The sequence below is a fragment of the Pseudomonas sp. S3E17 genome (genome assembly GCF_024168685.1).
GTDB classification, from domain to species: Bacteria; Pseudomonadota; Gammaproteobacteria; order Pseudomonadales; family Pseudomonadaceae; genus Aquipseudomonas; species Aquipseudomonas marginalis.
In genome coordinates, this window is the sequence record NZ_JALJWE010000001.1 from 1,176,891 (window position 1) to 1,193,214 (window position 16,324).

The window sequence follows — 16,324 nt, forward strand, 5'->3', positions numbered from 1 at the left end:
CTTGTGATTGTTGTATGAGTGAAATCAGGTCCGTGCACCGGACTGGCGGTAGCGATCCAGCGCGACCGCGCCGATGATCACGATGCCCTTGATGATGTATTGCCAGATGTCCGACACCCCCAGCAGCACCAGGCCGTTGGTGAGCACCGCGATAATCAGCGCGCCGATCAGCGTGCCGCCGATGGTGCCGACACCGCCGGTAAAACTGGTGCCGCCGAGGATCACCGCGGCAATCGCATCCAGCTCGTAGGATTGCCCCAGTTGCAGGCCGTTGGCGGCGAACAGGCGCGAGGCGCTCATCACCGCCCCCAGCCCGGCCAAGGCGCCGGACATGGCGTAGACGAACAGCAGCACCTTCCACACCTTGATCCCGGAGAGCCGCGCCGCTTCGGGGTTGCCGCCCACCGAATAGATCTGCACGCCCATCACCGTGCGGCGCAGGATGAACCACGACAGCGCCACCACCGCCACGGCGATCACCACCAGCCAGGGCACGCCGAGGATCGAGTCGTTGCCGATAAAGGCAAACGGCAGGTCGGGGTTGAACACGGTCTTGTCGTCCGCCAGCAGACGCGCCAGGCCGCGCATAGCGGTGAGTGCACCAAGGGTGACGATAAACGGCGGCAGGCGCATGAAGGCAATCAACCCACCGTTGACCAGGCCCAGCAACAGGCCAAAGCCAATACCGGCCGCAATGCCGAACATGCCGAACTGCGGCGACATCGACGCCTGCAACGCCACCACGGCCGACGCCGCCAGGATCGCCCCCACCGACAGGTCGATACCCGCCGTGAGGATCACAAACGTCATGCCCGCCGCCAGCACCACGTTGACCGAGGCCTGCTGGGTGATGATCGACAGGTTCTGCATGGTCAGGAAGTTCTCGCTGGCCAGGGCGAAGCCCACCAGCAGCAAAATCAGCACCGGCAACATGCCGACGGTGCGCATCAGTTCGCGGGCACGTTCGGCCTTGCCTGTTGTTGCAATCATCGAATCAGCCATGGGCAACCACCTGATCGCCACCGGTGGCGAGGTCAATAATACGTTCCTGGGAGATGACGTGGCCGGAGGCCCCGCCGACTTCGGCCACCAACTGGCCTTCGCGCATGATCAGCACCCGGTCGCAGGTGCCGATGATTTCCGGCAGCTCGCTGGAGATCACCACGATGCCCACGCCGGCCTGCGCCAGTTGATTGATGATGCGGTAGATCTCGGATTTGGAGCCGATGTCCACGCCGCGTGTGGGTTCGTCGAGGATCAGCACGTGGGGCTTGACCTCCAGCAGCCGCGCCAGCAGGACCTTCTGCTGGTTGCCGCCGGACAGCGTGCCGACATTGACCTTGCCCGACGCCACGCGAATCGACAGTGACTTGATTGCATCATTGGCACGTTTCAAGCCATGGCCACGGTCGAGCACACCACCGGCACGGGCATCCGGCACACAGGCGCAGACGTTGATGTTGTCGGCCACGCTCATGTCCAGGAACAGGCCCTGGGCCTTGCGGTCTTCGGTGAGGTACACCACGCCGGCACGAATCGCATCCGCCGGGTTGCGCAGTTGGGTCACGGTCTTGCCCACCACTTCCAGGGTGCCGCTGGTGCGCGGATCGGCGGCGAAGATCAGCCGCGCCAACTCGGTGCGCCCTGCCCCGACCAGCCCGGCGATCCCCAGCACTTCACCGGCATGCAGGTCGAAGCTGCAGTTACGCACGCGCTTGCCATCGGCCATGTCACGCACGCGCATCACCACCGCACCCGGGTCGTAGGCGGCGTGTTCCTTCTTGTAGAAACCGGACAGATCGCGGCCCACCATCATCTTCACGAGGACTTCGGCCGACAGCGCGTCGCGGCTCAGTTCGCCGATGTATTGGCCGTCGCGCAGCACAGAGACACGGTCCGACAGTTCATAGATCTCGGCCATGCGATGACTGATGTAGATGATCGCCAGGCCCTGGCTGCGCAGTTGCTTGATCAGCGCAAACAGGCGGTCGGTCTCGCGGGACGATAGCGGCGTGGTCGGTTCGTCCATCACCAGGATCCTGGCATGGGCGTGCAAGGCCCGGGCGATTTCCACCAGCTGGCGCTCGGCAATCGACAGGCTGCTGACCTTAGTGGCCGGGGTAAATTCGGCGCCCAGGCGTTGCAGCACTTCGACGCAACCGGCTTGCATGCCCTGGCGGTCGATGGTCCAGCCACGGCGCAGTTCGCGGCCCAGGTAGATGTTCTCGGCCACGCTCAGGTTCGGGCACAGGCTCAATTCCTGGTAGATCACGGCGATGCCGAGGGCTTTGGCGGTGGCGGGGGTAAAGGTGGCGACGGGCTGGCCGGCCATGCGGATTTCACCGCCGGGATCGGCCTGGTAAGCGCCGGAGAGGATTTTCATCAGGGTCGATTTGCCGGCGCCGTTCTCCCCCATCAAGGCGTGGATTTCGCCGGGGTAGACCTTCAGGCCGACATTCTTGAGCACGCGCAAACCGTTGAAGGTTTTGCTGATGCCCTGCATCTCAAGCAAGGGTTCAAGGCTCATCAATGAGCTCCTGGTTTTATTATTTTTGTCGTTCAGCCCCCTTTGATCAGAGCCGATTGCCACCGACTCTAATCAGATACATTTACTTACGCAAGCGCTTGCGCAGTCCGTTTGTCGCTAGAAGAAACGTTTCATCAAGCGCATAAAGTGCCATTTTGGCATTTTTAACGTTTTGGCAGCAGGTGCACCAGGGTGTTATCCGCGTGGGCTTTCAAGGCCATGGTCAACCCTTTGCCGCTGCACATGACCGAACGTCGCCTGCCCTGCCTGGCGGCCCGCCGCCCTTTGCCGGCGTACACTCGTTTGAGTGTATCCATACCGAAGTGCGGGCAGTATCTGCTATTGTCCGGGGACCTCATCTCCTCCTCATCGCGTCCACGCGATTTTCTGTGAGCATGCTCTGCGGCCCTGTCATCGACATGGCCGGGCCGATCTGCCTGGAAAACACCGCCATGGACAAACCCGTCACTGGACCACCGCTTGAAGCCCAATCACGGGCTGAAAAAATCGTCGAATTCAAACGCCAGAAAACCCTGCTGAAAACCGGTGCCCTGCAAGACGCAATCTTCAACAGCGCCTACTTCTCCAGCATCGCCACCGATGAAAAGGGCGTGATCCAGATCTTCAATGTCGGCGCCGAACGCATGCTCGGCTATGCCGCCGAGGATGTCCTCAACCGCATTACCCCCGCCAATATCTCCGACCCCGACGAACTGATCACCCGCGCCGCCGCCCTCAGCCTGGAGCTGGACACGCCGATCACGCCGGGCTTCGAAGCCCTGGTGTTCAAGGCCTCCCGCGGCATCGAGGATATTTACGAGCTGACCTATATCCGCAAGGACGGCAGCCGCCTGTCGGCCATGGTCTCGGTCACGGCGCTGCGCAACCGGCATGACACCATCATCGGTTACCTGCTGATCGGCACCGACAACACCGCACGCAAACAGGAAGAAGCCGAGCGTAAAGGCTTTGAGCGCGCGCTGGAGGAAAAGAACCTGGAGCTGGAACATGCCAGCCATATGAAATCCGAATTCCTCGCCACCATGTCCCACGAATTGCGCACACCGCTGAATGCGGTGATCGGTTTTTCCGAGGCGTTGAAGGACGGGCTGGTGGGCGACATGAGTGAGACCCAGCGCGAATACATCGGCGACATCTTTACCAGCGGCCAGCACCTGTTGTCGCTGATCAACGACATTCTCGACCTGTCCAAGGTCGAAGCCGGGATGATGGACCTGGAGTTGGAAGCCGTCGAGTTGGCGGGCCTGTTGTCCAACAGCCTGTTGATCGTGCGCGAAAAAGCCGCCCTGCAACGCATCCAGTTGAAGCTCGAAAGCCAGGGCGACTTCGGCACACTGGCGCTGGACCTGCGCAAGACCAAGCAGATCATCTACAACCTGCTGGCCAATGCGGTGAAGTTCAGCGCGCACGGCAGTTCCGTGACCCTGGCGGTGCGCCAGGTGGCCCGCGCACAGGTCGGGCGAGTGCCCGGCGATTGGCCGATGCACGGGTTTGCCCTGCAACCCAGCGCCCACCAGCAGTTCCTCGAATTGAGCGTCAGCGACACCGGTATCGGTATCGCCGAGGAGGACATGGGCAAGCTGTTCAAGGCGTTCAGCCAGATCGACAGCAGCCTGGCGCGCAAATTCGAAGGCACCGGCCTGGGCTTGGCCATGGTCAAGCAGCTGGTCGACCTGCACGGTGGCAGCGTTGCGGTGGCCAGCCGTGAAGGCCAGGGCGCCCGGTTTGTGGTGTGGCTGCCACTCCACCGCGGCACGGAGGCTGGATGGCCCATATCCTGATCGTCGAAGACAACGAGGCCAATATGCGCCTGGCCCGACTGCTGCTGGTCAACGTCGGGCACACGGTGGTGTGGGCCGCCGACGCCGAGAGCGGGCTGACCCTGGCCCGTGAAGCCCAACCGGCGCTGATCCTGATGGACATCCAGCTGCCGGGCATGGACGGCCTGGCCGCTACCGCGCTGCTCAAACAGGATCCGCACACCGCCCATATCCCGGTGATTGCCCTCACCGCCATGGCCATGAAGGAAGACCGTGAAAAGACCCGATTGGCCGGTTGCGATGCCTACATCAGCAAGCCGTTGCGCTACAAAGAGCTGTACCAGGTGATCGACACGCTGTTGCAACACACCACCCTCTCCCCCCTCAGATGAGTCCTCTCCATGGCCAGCCAACCCGCAACGCTGTTGATCGTTGATGACGAACCCCAGGTTCGCAAGCTGCTGGAAACCCTGTTGCAACATGAGGGCTACCAGACCCTGACGGCGGCCAGCGGCGAGGAAGCCTTGCAACTCGTGGCCAAACAGCCACCTGACCTGATCCTGCTGGACATCATGATGCCGGGCATGGACGGCTACGAAGTGGCCAGCCAGCTCAAGGGCGACGCAGCCACGGCGAGCATTCCGATCATCATGCTGTCGGCCCTCAGCGAGTCGAGTGCACGGGTCAGTGGCCTGGAAACCGGTGCCGAGGAGTTCATCAGCAAGCCGGTGGAGCGGGTCGAACTGTGGCTGCGCGTGCGCAACCTGCTGCGGCTCAAGAGCCACGGCGATCAACTCAAGCGCCATAGCCAGTTGCTTGAGCAGCAACTGCAACACCATGCCGGTGACAGCGCACGGATGAACGTGCACGACCTGGCCCGCCAGGACCTGGAAAACGCCCTGCGCCTGGCCGTGGAACGCGAGGAATTCACCCTGCACTACCAGCCAAAAATCGCGTTGGCCGATGGGCAGATCTGCGCCCTGGAGGCACTGCTGCGTTGGGAGCGCCCGGGTTACGGCGCGGTATCGCCAGGGATATTCGTGCCTATCCTTGAAAGCCTGGGCTTGATCGTGGAGGTGGGCCGCTGGGTGATCCGCAGCGTGTGCCAGCAGATTGCGACGTGGCGGCGCAGCGCGATTGGCGCCGTCGAGGTGTCGGTGAACGTCTCCGGCCACCAGTTGATCGAGGGCGACCTGATTGCCGATATCGCGCGTATTCTCAATGAGACCGGCGTCGAACCCCATTGGCTGGAAGTGGAACTGACCGAAGGCTCGCTGATGGAGAATACCCAGCACACCATCGACAGCCTGCAACGCCTGCACGCCATGGGGGTGAAGATCTCCATTGACGACTTCGGTACCGGCTATTCGAGCCTGGCCTACCTGCGACGCTTCCCCATCGACACGCTGAAGATCGACATTGCGTTTATTCGCGAAGTCACCAGCAACCCCCAGGATGCCGCGATCACCCGCACCATTATCGAGTTGGCCCACAGCCTGAGCCTGCGGGTGGTCGCCGAAGGTGTGGAAACCCAGGCGCAATTGGCGTTCCTCAAGGAGGCGGGGTGCGATCAGATCCAGGGCTACCTGTTCAGCCGGCCGCTGCCCACTGAAGACCTGGAGCGCCTGCTGATCAATCGCCAATGAATTCAAAGCGACGCAATCACATTGAACCTGCAGTCGGCGACACGCCTCGAACGTGAATAGACCACGGCCCTGGATACCCCTCCCGATGACTTTTATTCTATGGATGGCCGTCCTCGGTGCCGTGCTGCTGACCCTTGCCCTCACCTCCTCTTACCTGCGCTGGATGCCTGTGACCACCTCGGCGGTGTGCCTGTTGCTGGGCGTGGGCATCGGCCCCCTCGGCGTGGACCTGCTGCACCTGGATATCAAGCAGTCTGCGCGCTGGATGGAGCACCTCACCGAAGTCGCGGTGCTGTTTTCACTGTTCGTCAGCGGGCTCAAACTGCGCCTGCCCCTGGGCCATCGCACCTGGCGCATCGCGTTCGGCATGGCCGGGCCAGTCATGCTGTTGACCATCCTCGGCAGCTGCCTGGCGCTGCATTACGTGTTTGAACTGTCATGGGGGGTGTCGCTGCTGGTGGGTGCCATTCTCGCGCCGACCGACCCGGTGCTGGCGGGCCTGGTACAGGTCAATAATGCACAGGATTACGATGCGCTGCGCTTCGGTTTGTCCGGAGAAGCCGGGTTGAACGATGGCACGGCCTTTCCCTTTGTGATTTTTGCCTTGGTCTTCATGCAGCACGGCGGCTTTGACGGTGACTGGCTAGGCGGTTGGGCGTTGAAGAACCTGCTGTGGGCGGTGCCGGCAGGGCTGTTGATCGGTTACTGGATGGGCCGGGGCATTGGCCGCACGACCCTGTGGCTACGCGTCAACAACAGTGATAGTACGCTCTCTCCGAATGACTACCTGACCCTCGCCCTGATCGCCCTGGCCTATGTGGTGGCCGAAGCGGTGGGGGGGTACGGCTTTCTGTCAGTGTTCGCCGCCGGGCTCGGGCTGCGTCAGGCAGAGTTCAGGTCAACCGGCAACTCCCACACGCCATCGGAGCATTTGGCGCTGCCGGTGGTGGGTCATCTTGAGGTGGAACCGGAGCACGCCCTGCAAGGGGATGTGAGTGAGCTGGCCGAGACCCAGATCGCCGCCGGCGTAATGATGGGCGACATGCTCTCGTTCGGCAGCCTGGTGGAGCGCTCGATGGAAGTGTTCCTGGTCACGGTGCTCGGCATCGTGCTGGCCAGTCATTGGGATTGGCGGGCATTGCCGTTGGCGGCGTTGCTGTTCTGCGTGATTCGACCGGTCAGTGTGTTTGCAATGCCCTGGGGTCGCCTGGTCGATCGCCAGCAGCGCGGGCTGATGGGCTGGTTCGGGATTCGCGGAATCGGCAGCATCTACTACCTGTTCTACGCGCTCAACCATGGCCTTGTCGGCACCAGCAGCGCGGTGGCGGTGAACCTGACGTTGTCAGTGATCGCCTTGAGCATCGTCGTTCATGGCTTGAGTACCCAGCCGATGCTCGCGTGGTATGAACGACGTGCCCAGGCGAAAGCTCAGTCCTGACGCTCGGTATTACCCACATCCGCCGCGTCATCCAGATCATTGAGCGGTACTTCTGCATCATCCATCAGGGAACCCGGGTCTTCATTGCCCGGATCGTTGAGTTCTTCTTCCAGTTCTTTGGACATGACCGTCTCCTCTAACCGCCTTGGGTATCGATATCGGCATCGGTTTCAGGCTTGGGCTCGCGCTCAGGCTTGAAGTCTGGACTGTAGTCGTTTTCCCTGGCTTTGGGGTCGGCGGCGGGTTTCGGGTCTTTCGGTGCATCGGCCGCCGTGCCTGGGGCCGGTTCGCCGCCGTCGATTGCCGGGTCGTTACGGTTGCTGGTCTGGGGGTCTTTGTCTGTGCTCATGGCTCACCTCGTTTGAAAAACGCAGACTGCGTAAAGGTAAGGTCCCGTGCCGGCCACTGAAGTTCCAATTGCTTAAGAGCCCGGGTTATCCACCTGGATATAAAACGCGTACGCCCCCAGCAACACCCAGAACACCATGAACAACCACGGCGCACGCATGGAGAACAGCAGCGACTTGCGGTAGCCCTTATGGGACGACTCCATTTCGGAAAACAGCGGCGACTCATCGTAGGCCATGCCCATCACCGGCTCGCTGCGCAGCAGTTCGCTCTGCTTGTAGTGCCAGTGATCGATGATTTCGTACGCGGCGCGGATCCCCGGCCAGGCATTCAGGGAACTGAGTATGCCGAGCAGCGTCAGGAACACCGGCACCACCAGGGTGAACAACTTGCCCCATTCCGGGTTGAGGTTGCCCATGCCGGAGACAAAGGCAATCACCAGGAACGACTGCGCGGTCAGGTAGGCATCGGTACGGTTGGCGAGGATGGTGGTTTCGTATTGGATTTCGCGACGGTAGAAGTCCAGGCGGTCCTTGGGCGAGCCGAAGATCTTGGCGTTGTGCTCGCTGTGGTCGGCCAGGTTCGCTTCCGGGGTGTCGGGTGAAATGATTCTGGGCACATCCGTGCTCCCTGCTGGGCTTAAACCCCTTAGAAGAATCGGGCCGTGGCGAAGTTCAAGTTTGTTGTTGCACCATCGCGGTGCGCAAACCGCTCCCTTATGGTGAGCAGCCTTGTCATGGCCTGCCTTTTTTGTGTGATAAGCGGGCTTAATATGGTGATCGGGCTTGTTGTGGTGAGCGGGCTTGCCCCGCGTTGGGCTGCGCAGCGGCCCCAAAAAAACTTGGGAGCGCTTCGCACTCCAACGCGGGGCAAGCCCGCTCACCACAGCAAGCCCGCTCACCACAGCAGTCCGGCTCCCCCAGCAGTCCAGCTCACCACAACAGTCCAGCTCACCCCAGAAGCCTGGTAACCCCAGAAGGCCCGCTCACCACAATGGGAAATCAGCGCGGGATGCCCATTCCGGCACACGCATTGCTTTATCCATTCATCTGCCCGAATACAGGAACATTCGTTACCCCCCGACCCAGAGCCGACCCCATAAGAAAGTAAGGACCAGGCCCGGTGGCACCATCAGCCACGGGCTCATAAAAAAATGCGTTTTTTAAAGCGGCAGTGCCACCCAAGGCAACCCTCGGCACTGACAAGGTACTGGAATGGCTCGATCTTTCTTCGATGAAATGAATGACGCAAACGGCGTGTGCCGTGCGCACTATCAGGACTTCTCCCGCTGGCTGGCCAACACGCCGCCGGAATTGCTGGCCCAGCGCCGTCGCGAAGCCGATCTGCTCTTCCATCGCGCGGGAATCACCTTCACCCTTTATGGCGACGAGCAGGACACCGAGCGCCTGATCCCCTTCGACATCATCCCCCGCAGCATCCCCGCCAGTGAATGGAGCGTGATCGAACGCGGTTGTATCCAGCGCGTCAATGCACTGAACATGTTCCTCGCCGACATCTACCACGACCAGCGCATCATAAAGGCCGGGATCATTCCGGCCGACCAGGTGCTGGGCAACGAGGGTTACCAGAAGGCTATGGTCGGCCTGGACCTGCACCGCGATATTTATTCCCACATCTCGGGGGTGGACTTGGTACGCGATGGCGACGGCACCTACTACGTGCTCGAAGACAACCTGCGCACCCCCAGCGGCGTGAGCTACATGCTCGAAGACCGCAAGATGATGATGCGCCTGTTCCCCGAAGTGTTCGCCAAGCAGCGTATCGCGCCGGTGGACCACTACCCCAACCTGCTGCTCAAGACCCTGAAAAGCGCCAGTCGCCTGGACAACCCCAACGTGGTGGTGCTGACGCCCGGGCGCTTCAACAGCGCGTTCTTCGAACATGCGTTCCTGGCGCGGGAAATGGGCGTGGAGCTGGTGGAAGGCGCCGACCTGTTCGTGCACGACCTCAAGGTGTTCATGCGCACCACCGACGGGCCCAAGGCGGTGGACGTGATCTACCGGCGTATCGACGACGCGTTCCTCGACCCGCAGGCGTTCAACCCTGAATCCATGCTCGGCGTGCCAGGGCTGGTCGCGGCCTATTGCGCCGGCAATGTGGTGCTGGCCAATGCCATCGGCACCGGCGTGGCGGACGACAAATCGATCTATCCCTATGTACCGGCGATGATCAAGTTTTACCTGGATGAAGAGCCGATCCTGCAAAACGTGCCGACCTTCCAGTGCCGCAAGCCGGATGAACTGTCCCACGTACTGGCCAACCTCGCCGACCTGGTGGTCAAGGAAACCCAGGGCTCCGGCGGCTACGGCATGCTGGTAGGCCCCGCTTCCAGCGCCGCCGAGATCGAAGACTTCCGCCAACGCATCAAGGCCCGCCCCCATGCGTATATCGCCCAACCGACCCTGAGCCTGTCCACCTGCCCGACCTTTGTCGAAAACGGCATCGCGCCCCGGCATATCGACCTGCGGCCCTTTGTGCTCTCGGGCAAGGAAACCCGCCTGGTGCCGGGAGGCCTCACCCGTGTGGCGCTGAAGGAAGGCTCGTTGATCGTCAACTCGTCGCAAGGCGGCGGAACCAAGGACACCTGGGTGGTGGAGGGCTGAGTATGTTGAGTAGAACCGCCGCAGATCTGTATTGGATGTCCCGCTACCTGGAGCGCGCCGAGAACCTGGCGCGCATGCTCGAAGTCAGTTACTCGCTGTCGCTGATGCCCCAGGCCGGGCGTAGCGATGGCCTAGACGAACTGGCGATGTCGTTGCTCAGCAGCGGCACCCTGGACAGTTACCTGGAGCGCCACCAAACCCTGGATGCCGAGCGCATGCTGCACTTCTTCGCCCTCGACGAAGAAAACCCGGCCAGCATCTACAACTGCCTGCGCGCCGCGCGGGGCAATGCCCATGCGGTGCGCGGGCGCATCACCGCCGATATGTGGGAAAACCTCAACGCCACCTGGCTGGAAATGCGCAGCATCGCCGCCGGCGGCTTGGCACGCCATGGCATCAGCCACTTCTGTGACTGGGTCAAGCAGCGTTCGCACCTGTTCCGCGGCGCGACCTCGGGGACCATCATGCGCAACGACGCCTATCGCTTCATTCGCCTGGGCACCTTTGTCGAACGCGCGGACAACACCCTGCGCCTGCTGGACGCGCGCTACGAGATGTTCGGCGAAGAGTCGGAAGAAGTCAGCGACCTGTCGGCACGCGGGTATTACCAGTGGAGCGCCCTGCTCCGCGCGTTGTCGTCGTTCGAGGCGTATACGGAGCTGTATCCGAATGCGCTGAATGCGCGGTCGGTGTCGGAGTTGCTGTTATTACGCAGTGACGTGCCGCGTTCGTTGCATGCCTGTATCGAAGAGTTGAGTCATATCCTCGCGGACCTGCCCGGCAGTTACGGGCGCACCGCACAGCGCCTGGCGGCGGAGTTCGAGGCGCGGCTGAGGTATACCGGGATTGATGAGATTCTCGAAGACGGCCTGCATAGCCGTCTCACGGAGTTCATCGACACCGTGCGCGAGTTGGCGCGTGCGATCCACAGTTCCTACCTGGAAGTGGTCTGACGGTTCAGTGCCGGCCCAGGAAATCGAGCAGCAACGTGTTAACCCGCGCGCCCTGCTCGTTCTGGATCCAGTGCCCGCAGTTGGCCAACACGTGCAGCTCCAACTGCGGCACGCATTCGGGCATGCGTTTGAGCGTATGGGCCTCGAATACGCCCACCGGGTCGCGGTCGCCAATCAGGAACAAGGTCGGTTGCAACACCTGGCGGCCGACGAGGAACTCGGTGCGCTGCCAGTTGCGTTCGAAATTACGGTACCAGTTCAATGGGCCGCGAAAGCCCTGTCCGGCGAAGGTTTGTACGTACACGTCTAGGTCTGCCTGTGAACACCAACGCGGCAATGCACCGGGCGTTGAAGTGCCCTCAAGCAACGTGGCGGTGGCCGGTTTCTGCTGTAGAAACACATCCTGGTCTTGCATGAACAGGCGCAAGGTGCGTTCGATATCGGCATCCAGTTCCTGCTCAGCTACACCCGGTTCCTGGAAATACAGGATGTAATTGAAGCGGTCGGCATACAGCTCGCGCATGATGTCGATCACCGGCCGACGAGCACGCCCGGCAAAAGGCACAGACATCGTGATCAACCGAGTGACGCGCTCCGGCTCGAGCAACGCCAGGTGCCAGGCCACCACGGCGCCCCAGTCATGGCCGACCATGGTGACCTGATCATGACCGAAGTGATCCATGGCCTGCTGAATATCGCCACACAGGGTCAACAGGTCATAGTCGGCGATCTCGGCGGGCGAACTCGATGGCCCGTAACCGCGCATTTGTGGGACAAACACCCGATAACCTGCCGCGGCCAACGCCGGAATCTGTTCACGCCAGGAGTGCCAGCACTCGGGAAACCCATGGAGCAGCCAGATGGGGCGACCCTGTTCCGGCCCCGAGACATGCACCCATAGCTCAATACCGTTTACAGGGATCTTTTGCGGGGGCAGTTGGCTCATGGGCGGGGCCTTTCCTGGAGGTTTTGCCTAGCCTGGGGGATCCGTTGTGCAAGAACCAGCATTATTGATGGCAGGAATAGCTCAATAAACCGTCCACCATTCCGGCAACAACTGGCGGACCCGCGCCTCCCCGAACCGATCATCCATCAACATCACCACGCCCCGGTCGTGCTGGCTGCGGATCACCCTCCCCGCCGCCTGCACGACCTTTTGGATGCCGGGGTACAGGTAGGTGTAGTCGTACCCTGCGCCAAAAATCGCCGCCATGCGCAGTTTTATCTGCTCGTTGACCGGGTTGAGTTGCGGCAATCCCAGGGTGGCGATAAATGCGCCGATCAGGCGTGTGCCCGGCAAGTCGATGCCTTCACCGAACGCGCCGCCCAGCACGGCAAAGCCGACGCCTTGGCTGTGTTCGGTGAATTGATCGAGAAAGCCTTGGCGTTCGGCCTCGGCCATGCCCCGCGACTGTTGCCACAGCGGGATCTGCGGGTGAGTTTCGGCGAGCAGTTGCGCCACCTGCTGGAGGTAATCAAAGCTTGAGAAAAACGCCAGGTAGTTGCCCGGTTGCTGGGCAAACTGACGGGCGATCAGCTCGACAATCGGCGCCAGCGAGGCTTGGCGATGCACGAAGCGGGTGGAGATGTCGCCGACGATGCGCACGTGCAGTTGTTCGGCCTTGAACGGCGATTCCACGTCGACCCAGGCCGTGTCCGCTGGCAACCCCAGCAGGTCGGCGTAATAGTGGCGAGGGCTCAAGGTGGCGGAAAACAACACGCTGCTGCGGGCCGCCGTCAAGCGCGGCCGGATGAATTCGGCGGGTACCACGTTGCGCAGGCACAGGGTCGAGCTGCTGCGTTTGCCGCCGAGCTGGCGCTTGCTGATGTCGAAGATAAAGTGCTCGTTGAACAGCTCGGCGACCTTGGTAAATTGCAGGGCTTCGAAGTAGAAGGCTTGCAGGTCACCACTGAGGGCTTCGGGGTGGTCGTTGAAGTAATCGCCCAGGGCGCTGGTGCACAGGTTCAGGGCCTGGAGCAGTTTGTCCGGGCGCAAGCTGTAGGCCTGGTACGGCGCGAGCTGGTCCTTGTGCAGGGCGTTCCATTCGCGGTTGAGGCGCTGCAGGGGTTTCTTCAGCGGCTCGGGCGCGGTGTCGCGCAGGATCTTCAGGCTGTACTGGTCGAGGCTCGCGCTGTACATCGAACGGGCGCGCTCGACCAGGTTGTGGGCTTCGTCCACCAGCACGGCAGCGCGCCATTGGCTGAGTTGGGCCAGGCCGAAGAGCATGGCACCGAAGTCGAAATAGTAGTTGTAGTCGGCAACCACCAGGTCGGCCCAGCGTGCCATTTCCTGGCTCAGGTAATAGGGGCACACCCCGTGATCGAGGGCGACATCGCGAAGGTTGTGTTGGTCGAGCAGGCGGACCCTGGACGCGGCAAGGCGCGCGGCGGGCAAACGGTCGTAGAAGCCCTTGGCCAAGGGGCAGGCGTCGCCGTGACAGGCCTTGTCCAGGTGCTCGCAGGCCTTGTCCCGCGCCACCAGTTCGAGAACGCGCAGGGGCAGGTCGCTGCTGGCCTGCAGCACCTTGGCTGCATCGAGGGCGAGTTTGCGACCGGGGGTCTTGGCGGTGAGGAAAAACACCTTGTCCAGTTGCTGGGGCGCCAGGGCCTTGAGCAGCGGGAAGATCGTGCCGATGGTCTTGCCGATGCCCGTGGGGGCCTGGGCCATCAGGCAACGGCCGGTGCTGACAGCCTTGTACACCGACTCGGCCAGAGTGCGTTGGCCGGGGCGAAAATCGGCATGGGGGAAACCCAAGGTCTGCGCCGCAGCGTCGCGCGCCTCGCGGTGCTGCATTTCCTGGCGGGCCCAGCCGAGAAACAGTGCACATTGCTGGTTGAAGAACGCTTGCAGCTCGTCCGCCTGGAAACGTTGATTGAGCAGGGTTTCGCCTTCGCCGACGATATCGAAATACACCAGCGCTACGTCGATATCCGTGAGGCCAAGCTTCTGGCACATCAACCAGCCGTACACCTTGGCCTGGGCCCAATGCAGTTGCCGGTGGTTGGCGGGCTGGGCAGCCAGGTCGCCGCGATAGGTCTTCACTTCTTCCAGGCGGTTGGCGTCCGGGTCATAGCCGTCTGCCCTGCCCCGCACCTTCAGTTGCTGGTAGTCGCCTTCGAGGGCCACTTCGTTCTGGTAGTGCGCGCTGCGTCGCGAAGCAACGGTGCGATGGCCCGCTATACCTTCCTGGGCGCTGGGCGACGGGGTAAAGCGCAGGTCCAGGTCGCCCACCTTGGCGGTGAACTCACACAGCGCCCGCACGGCTACGCTGTAGCTCAAGCGGGGTGCTCCGCCCAGCGTACGTAGCAGACGGTGACGGGCATCTGGTATTCGCCGCAGAACTCCAGCCAACGCAGCTGGTTGTCTTGCAGGCGGTCGCCAGGCCCCTTGACCTCGATCATGCGGTAGGTCTTTTGCGCCGGCCAGAACTGGATCAGGTCCGGCATGCCGGCGCGGTTGGCGCGGATATCCAGCAGCAGCCGTTCGAACCAGTAGCGCAGGTGTTCGGCCGGCAGGCAGGCCAAGGCTTGTTCCAGCAGGTCCTCACTGAGCAGGTTCCAGAACACAAACGGCGACTGGATCCCCCACTTATCGAGGTAGCGTTGGCGGATGGTGGTCGTGTAGCGCCCGTCCTGCAGTTGCGCAAAACACGCGTCAAACAGGGGGACGCGGCGCGCGTGGAAGTCTTCGCTGTGCAGGTCCGCCGGCCCGCGCTGGAACGGGTGGAAGAACGCCCCCGGCAGCGGCGCGAAGATCGCATCCCAGCACAGCAGGCCGAACAGCGAATTGATCAGGCCGTTCTCGACATAGTGCACCGGTGCATCAGGTGCGCTCAGGTGGGCCTGGACACAGGACTCCACCGACATCAACGGCTCCGGCAGCGCAAGTTCCAGGTCCAGGCGCGTGACTTCACGGGATTTGAGCGTCGGCAGCCGGGGTTCGCCCAGCTTGCGGCGCAGGCGGGGCATGACGCGCAACAGGTGCTGCTGTTCGGCGGCACTTTCCGGTGCTTGTTGCGCGACGCTTGCCAGGGCCATGGCCTGGGCGTAATCCTCCTGGCGCTCCAGCACGCGAATCAGCCGCGCGCGGGCGCCGGGATAAGCGCAGGTGCGGTAGACCTGCTGCGCCAGGTCCAACTCGGCACTGCGCTCGCAATACTGGCCGAGCTGGAACAACAGCTTGGCCCGGCGCTTTTCCAGCCAGGGGTTGTCGGTGTTCAGCGTGGCCACTTCAGCCAGCACCTGCGCCAGCGCCTCACCGCGTTCAAACGCCTGCTGGCATTGGTGCAGGAACAGAAAACCGTGCACGTCGGCGCGGCTGCGCAACCCCCGCGATTCGGCGCAGAACTCGACTTTTTCATAGGTGTAGATGCCCAGGTCGGCGAGGACAAACTCGGACCAGTCCTGATGCAGGTTGCCGAAGAACATCAGCCGCAGGCGGTCGCATAACTCCATCACGGTGAGGCTGTACAGCGTGTCGGCGAGGTCCGGGCACCAGTCGGCGAAACGGCGCGTGTCGGTGAACTGCGCCGCCAACCCGTCCAGCCAATCGGCCTTCTTGCCCTTGGGCTGGTCGATCCAGGGGGCGAAGGTGCTGAGGATCTCGCCTTTTTGCAGCAAGGCGAATAATGCTTCAAATGCCAGAAGATGGTTGTCGTCCACCCATCCCAATTCCCGCAAAGGCGCGGCAGCGGCATGGGGGCAACCGATCTCCACGTAGTGCAGCTTGCCCGCGCGAAAATGCACGCCCTTGCGCATCACCATGCGCACCAACAGCGCCTGGGACGCTTGCGGCAACCTGTCGAATTGCTGAATGAAATGCTGTTCGTCAGGGTCGAGCAGATCGGCATAGCGTTGCCCCAGCCAATGCAGGACCTGGCGGAAGTTATGCAGGTAATAGAGCGGATCGTCGAGGGGATTGGGCATGGCGGGCGCAGGTCAAATACTGGTTATGCATACAGAGTGCCGTTCCCCATACTGTGTTGCAATCGGTAATAGATAAATGGC

14 protein-coding genes are annotated in these 16,324 nt (G+C 62.1%); 6 read left to right on the plus strand and 8 right to left on the minus strand.

The window, feature by feature from the left end; genetic code table 11:
* Window positions 1-24: 24 nt before the first annotated feature.
* Complete coding sequence (locus J3D60_RS04830) at window positions 25-1,002, minus strand: ribose ABC transporter permease (protein ID WP_027605811.1); 978 nt, start codon at window positions 1,000-1,002, stop codon at window positions 25-27.
* Complete coding sequence (locus J3D60_RS04835) at window positions 995-2,527, minus strand: sugar ABC transporter ATP-binding protein (RefSeq protein ID WP_253490124.1); 1,533 nt, start codon at window positions 2,525-2,527, stop codon at window positions 995-997. The genes J3D60_RS04830 and J3D60_RS04835 overlap by 8 nt, the downstream gene beginning before the upstream one ends.
* Window positions 2,528-2,979: 452 nt before the next feature.
* Between J3D60_RS04835 and J3D60_RS04840 the strand changes: the two genes are divergently transcribed.
* The 4 genes from J3D60_RS04840 (at window position 2,980) to J3D60_RS04855 (ending at window position 7,392) form a co-directional block, all read left to right on the plus strand.
* On the plus strand, window positions 2,980-4,329 hold the full coding sequence (locus tag J3D60_RS04840) for a HAMP domain-containing sensor histidine kinase (RefSeq protein WP_253493952.1): 1,350 nt from the start codon (window positions 2,980-2,982) through the stop codon (window positions 4,327-4,329).
* Window positions 4,314-4,700 (plus strand): response regulator, encoded by a 387-nt coding sequence (locus J3D60_RS04845; protein ID WP_065941451.1) that lies wholly within the window; start codon window positions 4,314-4,316, stop codon window positions 4,698-4,700. The genes J3D60_RS04840 and J3D60_RS04845 overlap by 16 nt, the downstream gene beginning before the upstream one ends.
* 9 nt (window positions 4,701-4,709) lie before the next feature.
* On the plus strand, window positions 4,710-5,954 hold the full coding sequence (locus J3D60_RS04850; RefSeq protein WP_253490126.1) for an EAL domain-containing response regulator: 1,245 nt from the start codon (window positions 4,710-4,712) through the stop codon (window positions 5,952-5,954).
* An 85-nt stretch (window positions 5,955-6,039) separates the two neighbouring features.
* The gene (locus J3D60_RS04855; RefSeq protein ID WP_065927575.1) at window positions 6,040-7,392 is read left to right on the plus strand and encodes a sodium:proton antiporter; all 1,353 of its coding nucleotides are present in this window, start codon (window positions 6,040-6,042) and stop codon (window positions 7,390-7,392) included.
* On the opposite strand, the gene J3D60_RS31255 is transcribed toward J3D60_RS04855, so the two are convergent.
* From J3D60_RS31255 to J3D60_RS04865, 3 genes are all read right to left on the minus strand, one after another.
* Entirely contained in the window at window positions 7,383-7,517 is a 135-nt protein-coding gene (locus tag J3D60_RS31255; protein ID WP_256097785.1) for a hypothetical protein, read from the minus strand. The two genes, J3D60_RS04855 and J3D60_RS31255, sit on opposite strands and share 10 nt — an antisense overlap.
* An 11-nt stretch (window positions 7,518-7,528) precedes the next feature.
* Window positions 7,529-7,741: a hypothetical protein gene (locus tag J3D60_RS04860; protein WP_065927576.1), complete on the minus strand. Its 213-nt coding sequence runs from the start codon at window positions 7,739-7,741 to the stop codon at window positions 7,529-7,531.
* Window positions 7,742-7,813: 72 nt separating this feature from the next.
* Entirely contained in the window at window positions 7,814-8,359 is a 546-nt protein-coding gene (locus J3D60_RS04865) for a hypothetical protein (RefSeq protein WP_027605795.1), read from the minus strand.
* A 595-nt stretch (window positions 8,360-8,954) separates the two neighbouring features.
* On the opposite strand from J3D60_RS04865, the gene J3D60_RS04870 reads away from it, so the two are divergent.
* Together J3D60_RS04870 and J3D60_RS04875 are read left to right on the plus strand one after the other, a co-directional pair.
* Entirely contained in the window at window positions 8,955-10,364 is a 1,410-nt protein-coding gene (locus J3D60_RS04870) for a circularly permuted type 2 ATP-grasp protein (RefSeq protein ID WP_065941448.1), read from the plus strand.
* A gap of 2 nt (window positions 10,365-10,366) precedes the next feature.
* Window positions 10,367-11,317, plus strand: a complete 951-nt coding sequence (locus tag J3D60_RS04875) for an alpha-E domain-containing protein (RefSeq protein ID WP_065941447.1) — start codon at window positions 10,367-10,369, stop codon at window positions 11,315-11,317.
* 4 nt (window positions 11,318-11,321) lie between these two features.
* On the opposite strand, the gene J3D60_RS04880 is transcribed toward J3D60_RS04875, so the two are convergent.
* The 3 genes from J3D60_RS04880 to J3D60_RS04890 all read right to left on the minus strand — a co-directional run bounded on the left by J3D60_RS04880 (window position 11,322) and on the right by J3D60_RS04890 (window position 16,243).
* Window positions 11,322-12,263: an alpha/beta fold hydrolase gene (locus J3D60_RS04880; RefSeq protein ID WP_253490128.1), complete on the minus strand. Its 942-nt coding sequence runs from the start codon at window positions 12,261-12,263 to the stop codon at window positions 11,322-11,324.
* Between the two features lie 81 nt (window positions 12,264-12,344).
* Entirely contained in the window at window positions 12,345-14,597 is a 2,253-nt protein-coding gene (locus tag J3D60_RS04885) for an ATP-dependent DNA helicase (protein WP_253490129.1), read from the minus strand.
* A complete protein-coding gene (locus tag J3D60_RS04890; RefSeq protein WP_253490130.1) occupies window positions 14,594-16,243 on the minus strand; it encodes a VRR-NUC domain-containing protein in 1,650 nt (549 codons plus the stop codon). The genes J3D60_RS04885 and J3D60_RS04890 overlap by 4 nt, the downstream gene beginning before the upstream one ends.
* Window positions 16,244-16,324: the final 81 nt, after the last annotated feature.

Excerpts from the sequence above, each read along its gene's own strand:
- J3D60_RS04830 (WP_027605811.1), bottom strand. The coding sequence starts at position 1,002 with ATGGCTGATTCGATGATTGCAACAACAGGCAAGGCCGAACGTGCCCGC.
- J3D60_RS04835 (WP_253490124.1), bottom strand. The coding sequence starts at position 2,527 with ATGAGCCTTGAACCCTTGCTTGAGATGCAGGGCATCAGCAAAACCTTC.
- J3D60_RS04840 (WP_253493952.1), top strand. The coding sequence starts at position 2,980 with ATGGACAAACCCGTCACTGGACCACCGCTTGAAGCCCAATCACGGGCT.
- J3D60_RS04845 (WP_065941451.1), top strand. The coding sequence starts at position 4,314 with ATGGCCCATATCCTGATCGTCGAAGACAACGAGGCCAATATGCGCCTG.
- J3D60_RS04850 (WP_253490126.1), top strand. The coding sequence starts at position 4,710 with ATGGCCAGCCAACCCGCAACGCTGTTGATCGTTGATGACGAACCCCAG.
- J3D60_RS04855 (WP_065927575.1), top strand. The coding sequence starts at position 6,040 with ATGACTTTTATTCTATGGATGGCCGTCCTCGGTGCCGTGCTGCTGACC.
- J3D60_RS31255 (WP_256097785.1), bottom strand. The coding sequence starts at position 7,517 with ATGTCCAAAGAACTGGAAGAAGAACTCAACGATCCGGGCAATGAAGAC.
- J3D60_RS04860 (WP_065927576.1), bottom strand. The coding sequence starts at position 7,741 with ATGAGCACAGACAAAGACCCCCAGACCAGCAACCGTAACGACCCGGCA.
- J3D60_RS04870 (WP_065941448.1), top strand. The coding sequence starts at position 8,955 with ATGGCTCGATCTTTCTTCGATGAAATGAATGACGCAAACGGCGTGTGC.
- J3D60_RS04875 (WP_065941447.1), top strand. The coding sequence starts at position 10,367 with ATGTTGAGTAGAACCGCCGCAGATCTGTATTGGATGTCCCGCTACCTG.
- J3D60_RS04880 (WP_253490128.1), bottom strand. The coding sequence starts at position 12,263 with ATGAGCCAACTGCCCCCGCAAAAGATCCCTGTAAACGGTATTGAGCTA.
- J3D60_RS04890 (WP_253490130.1), bottom strand. The coding sequence starts at position 16,243 with ATGCCCAATCCCCTCGACGATCCGCTCTATTACCTGCATAACTTCCGC.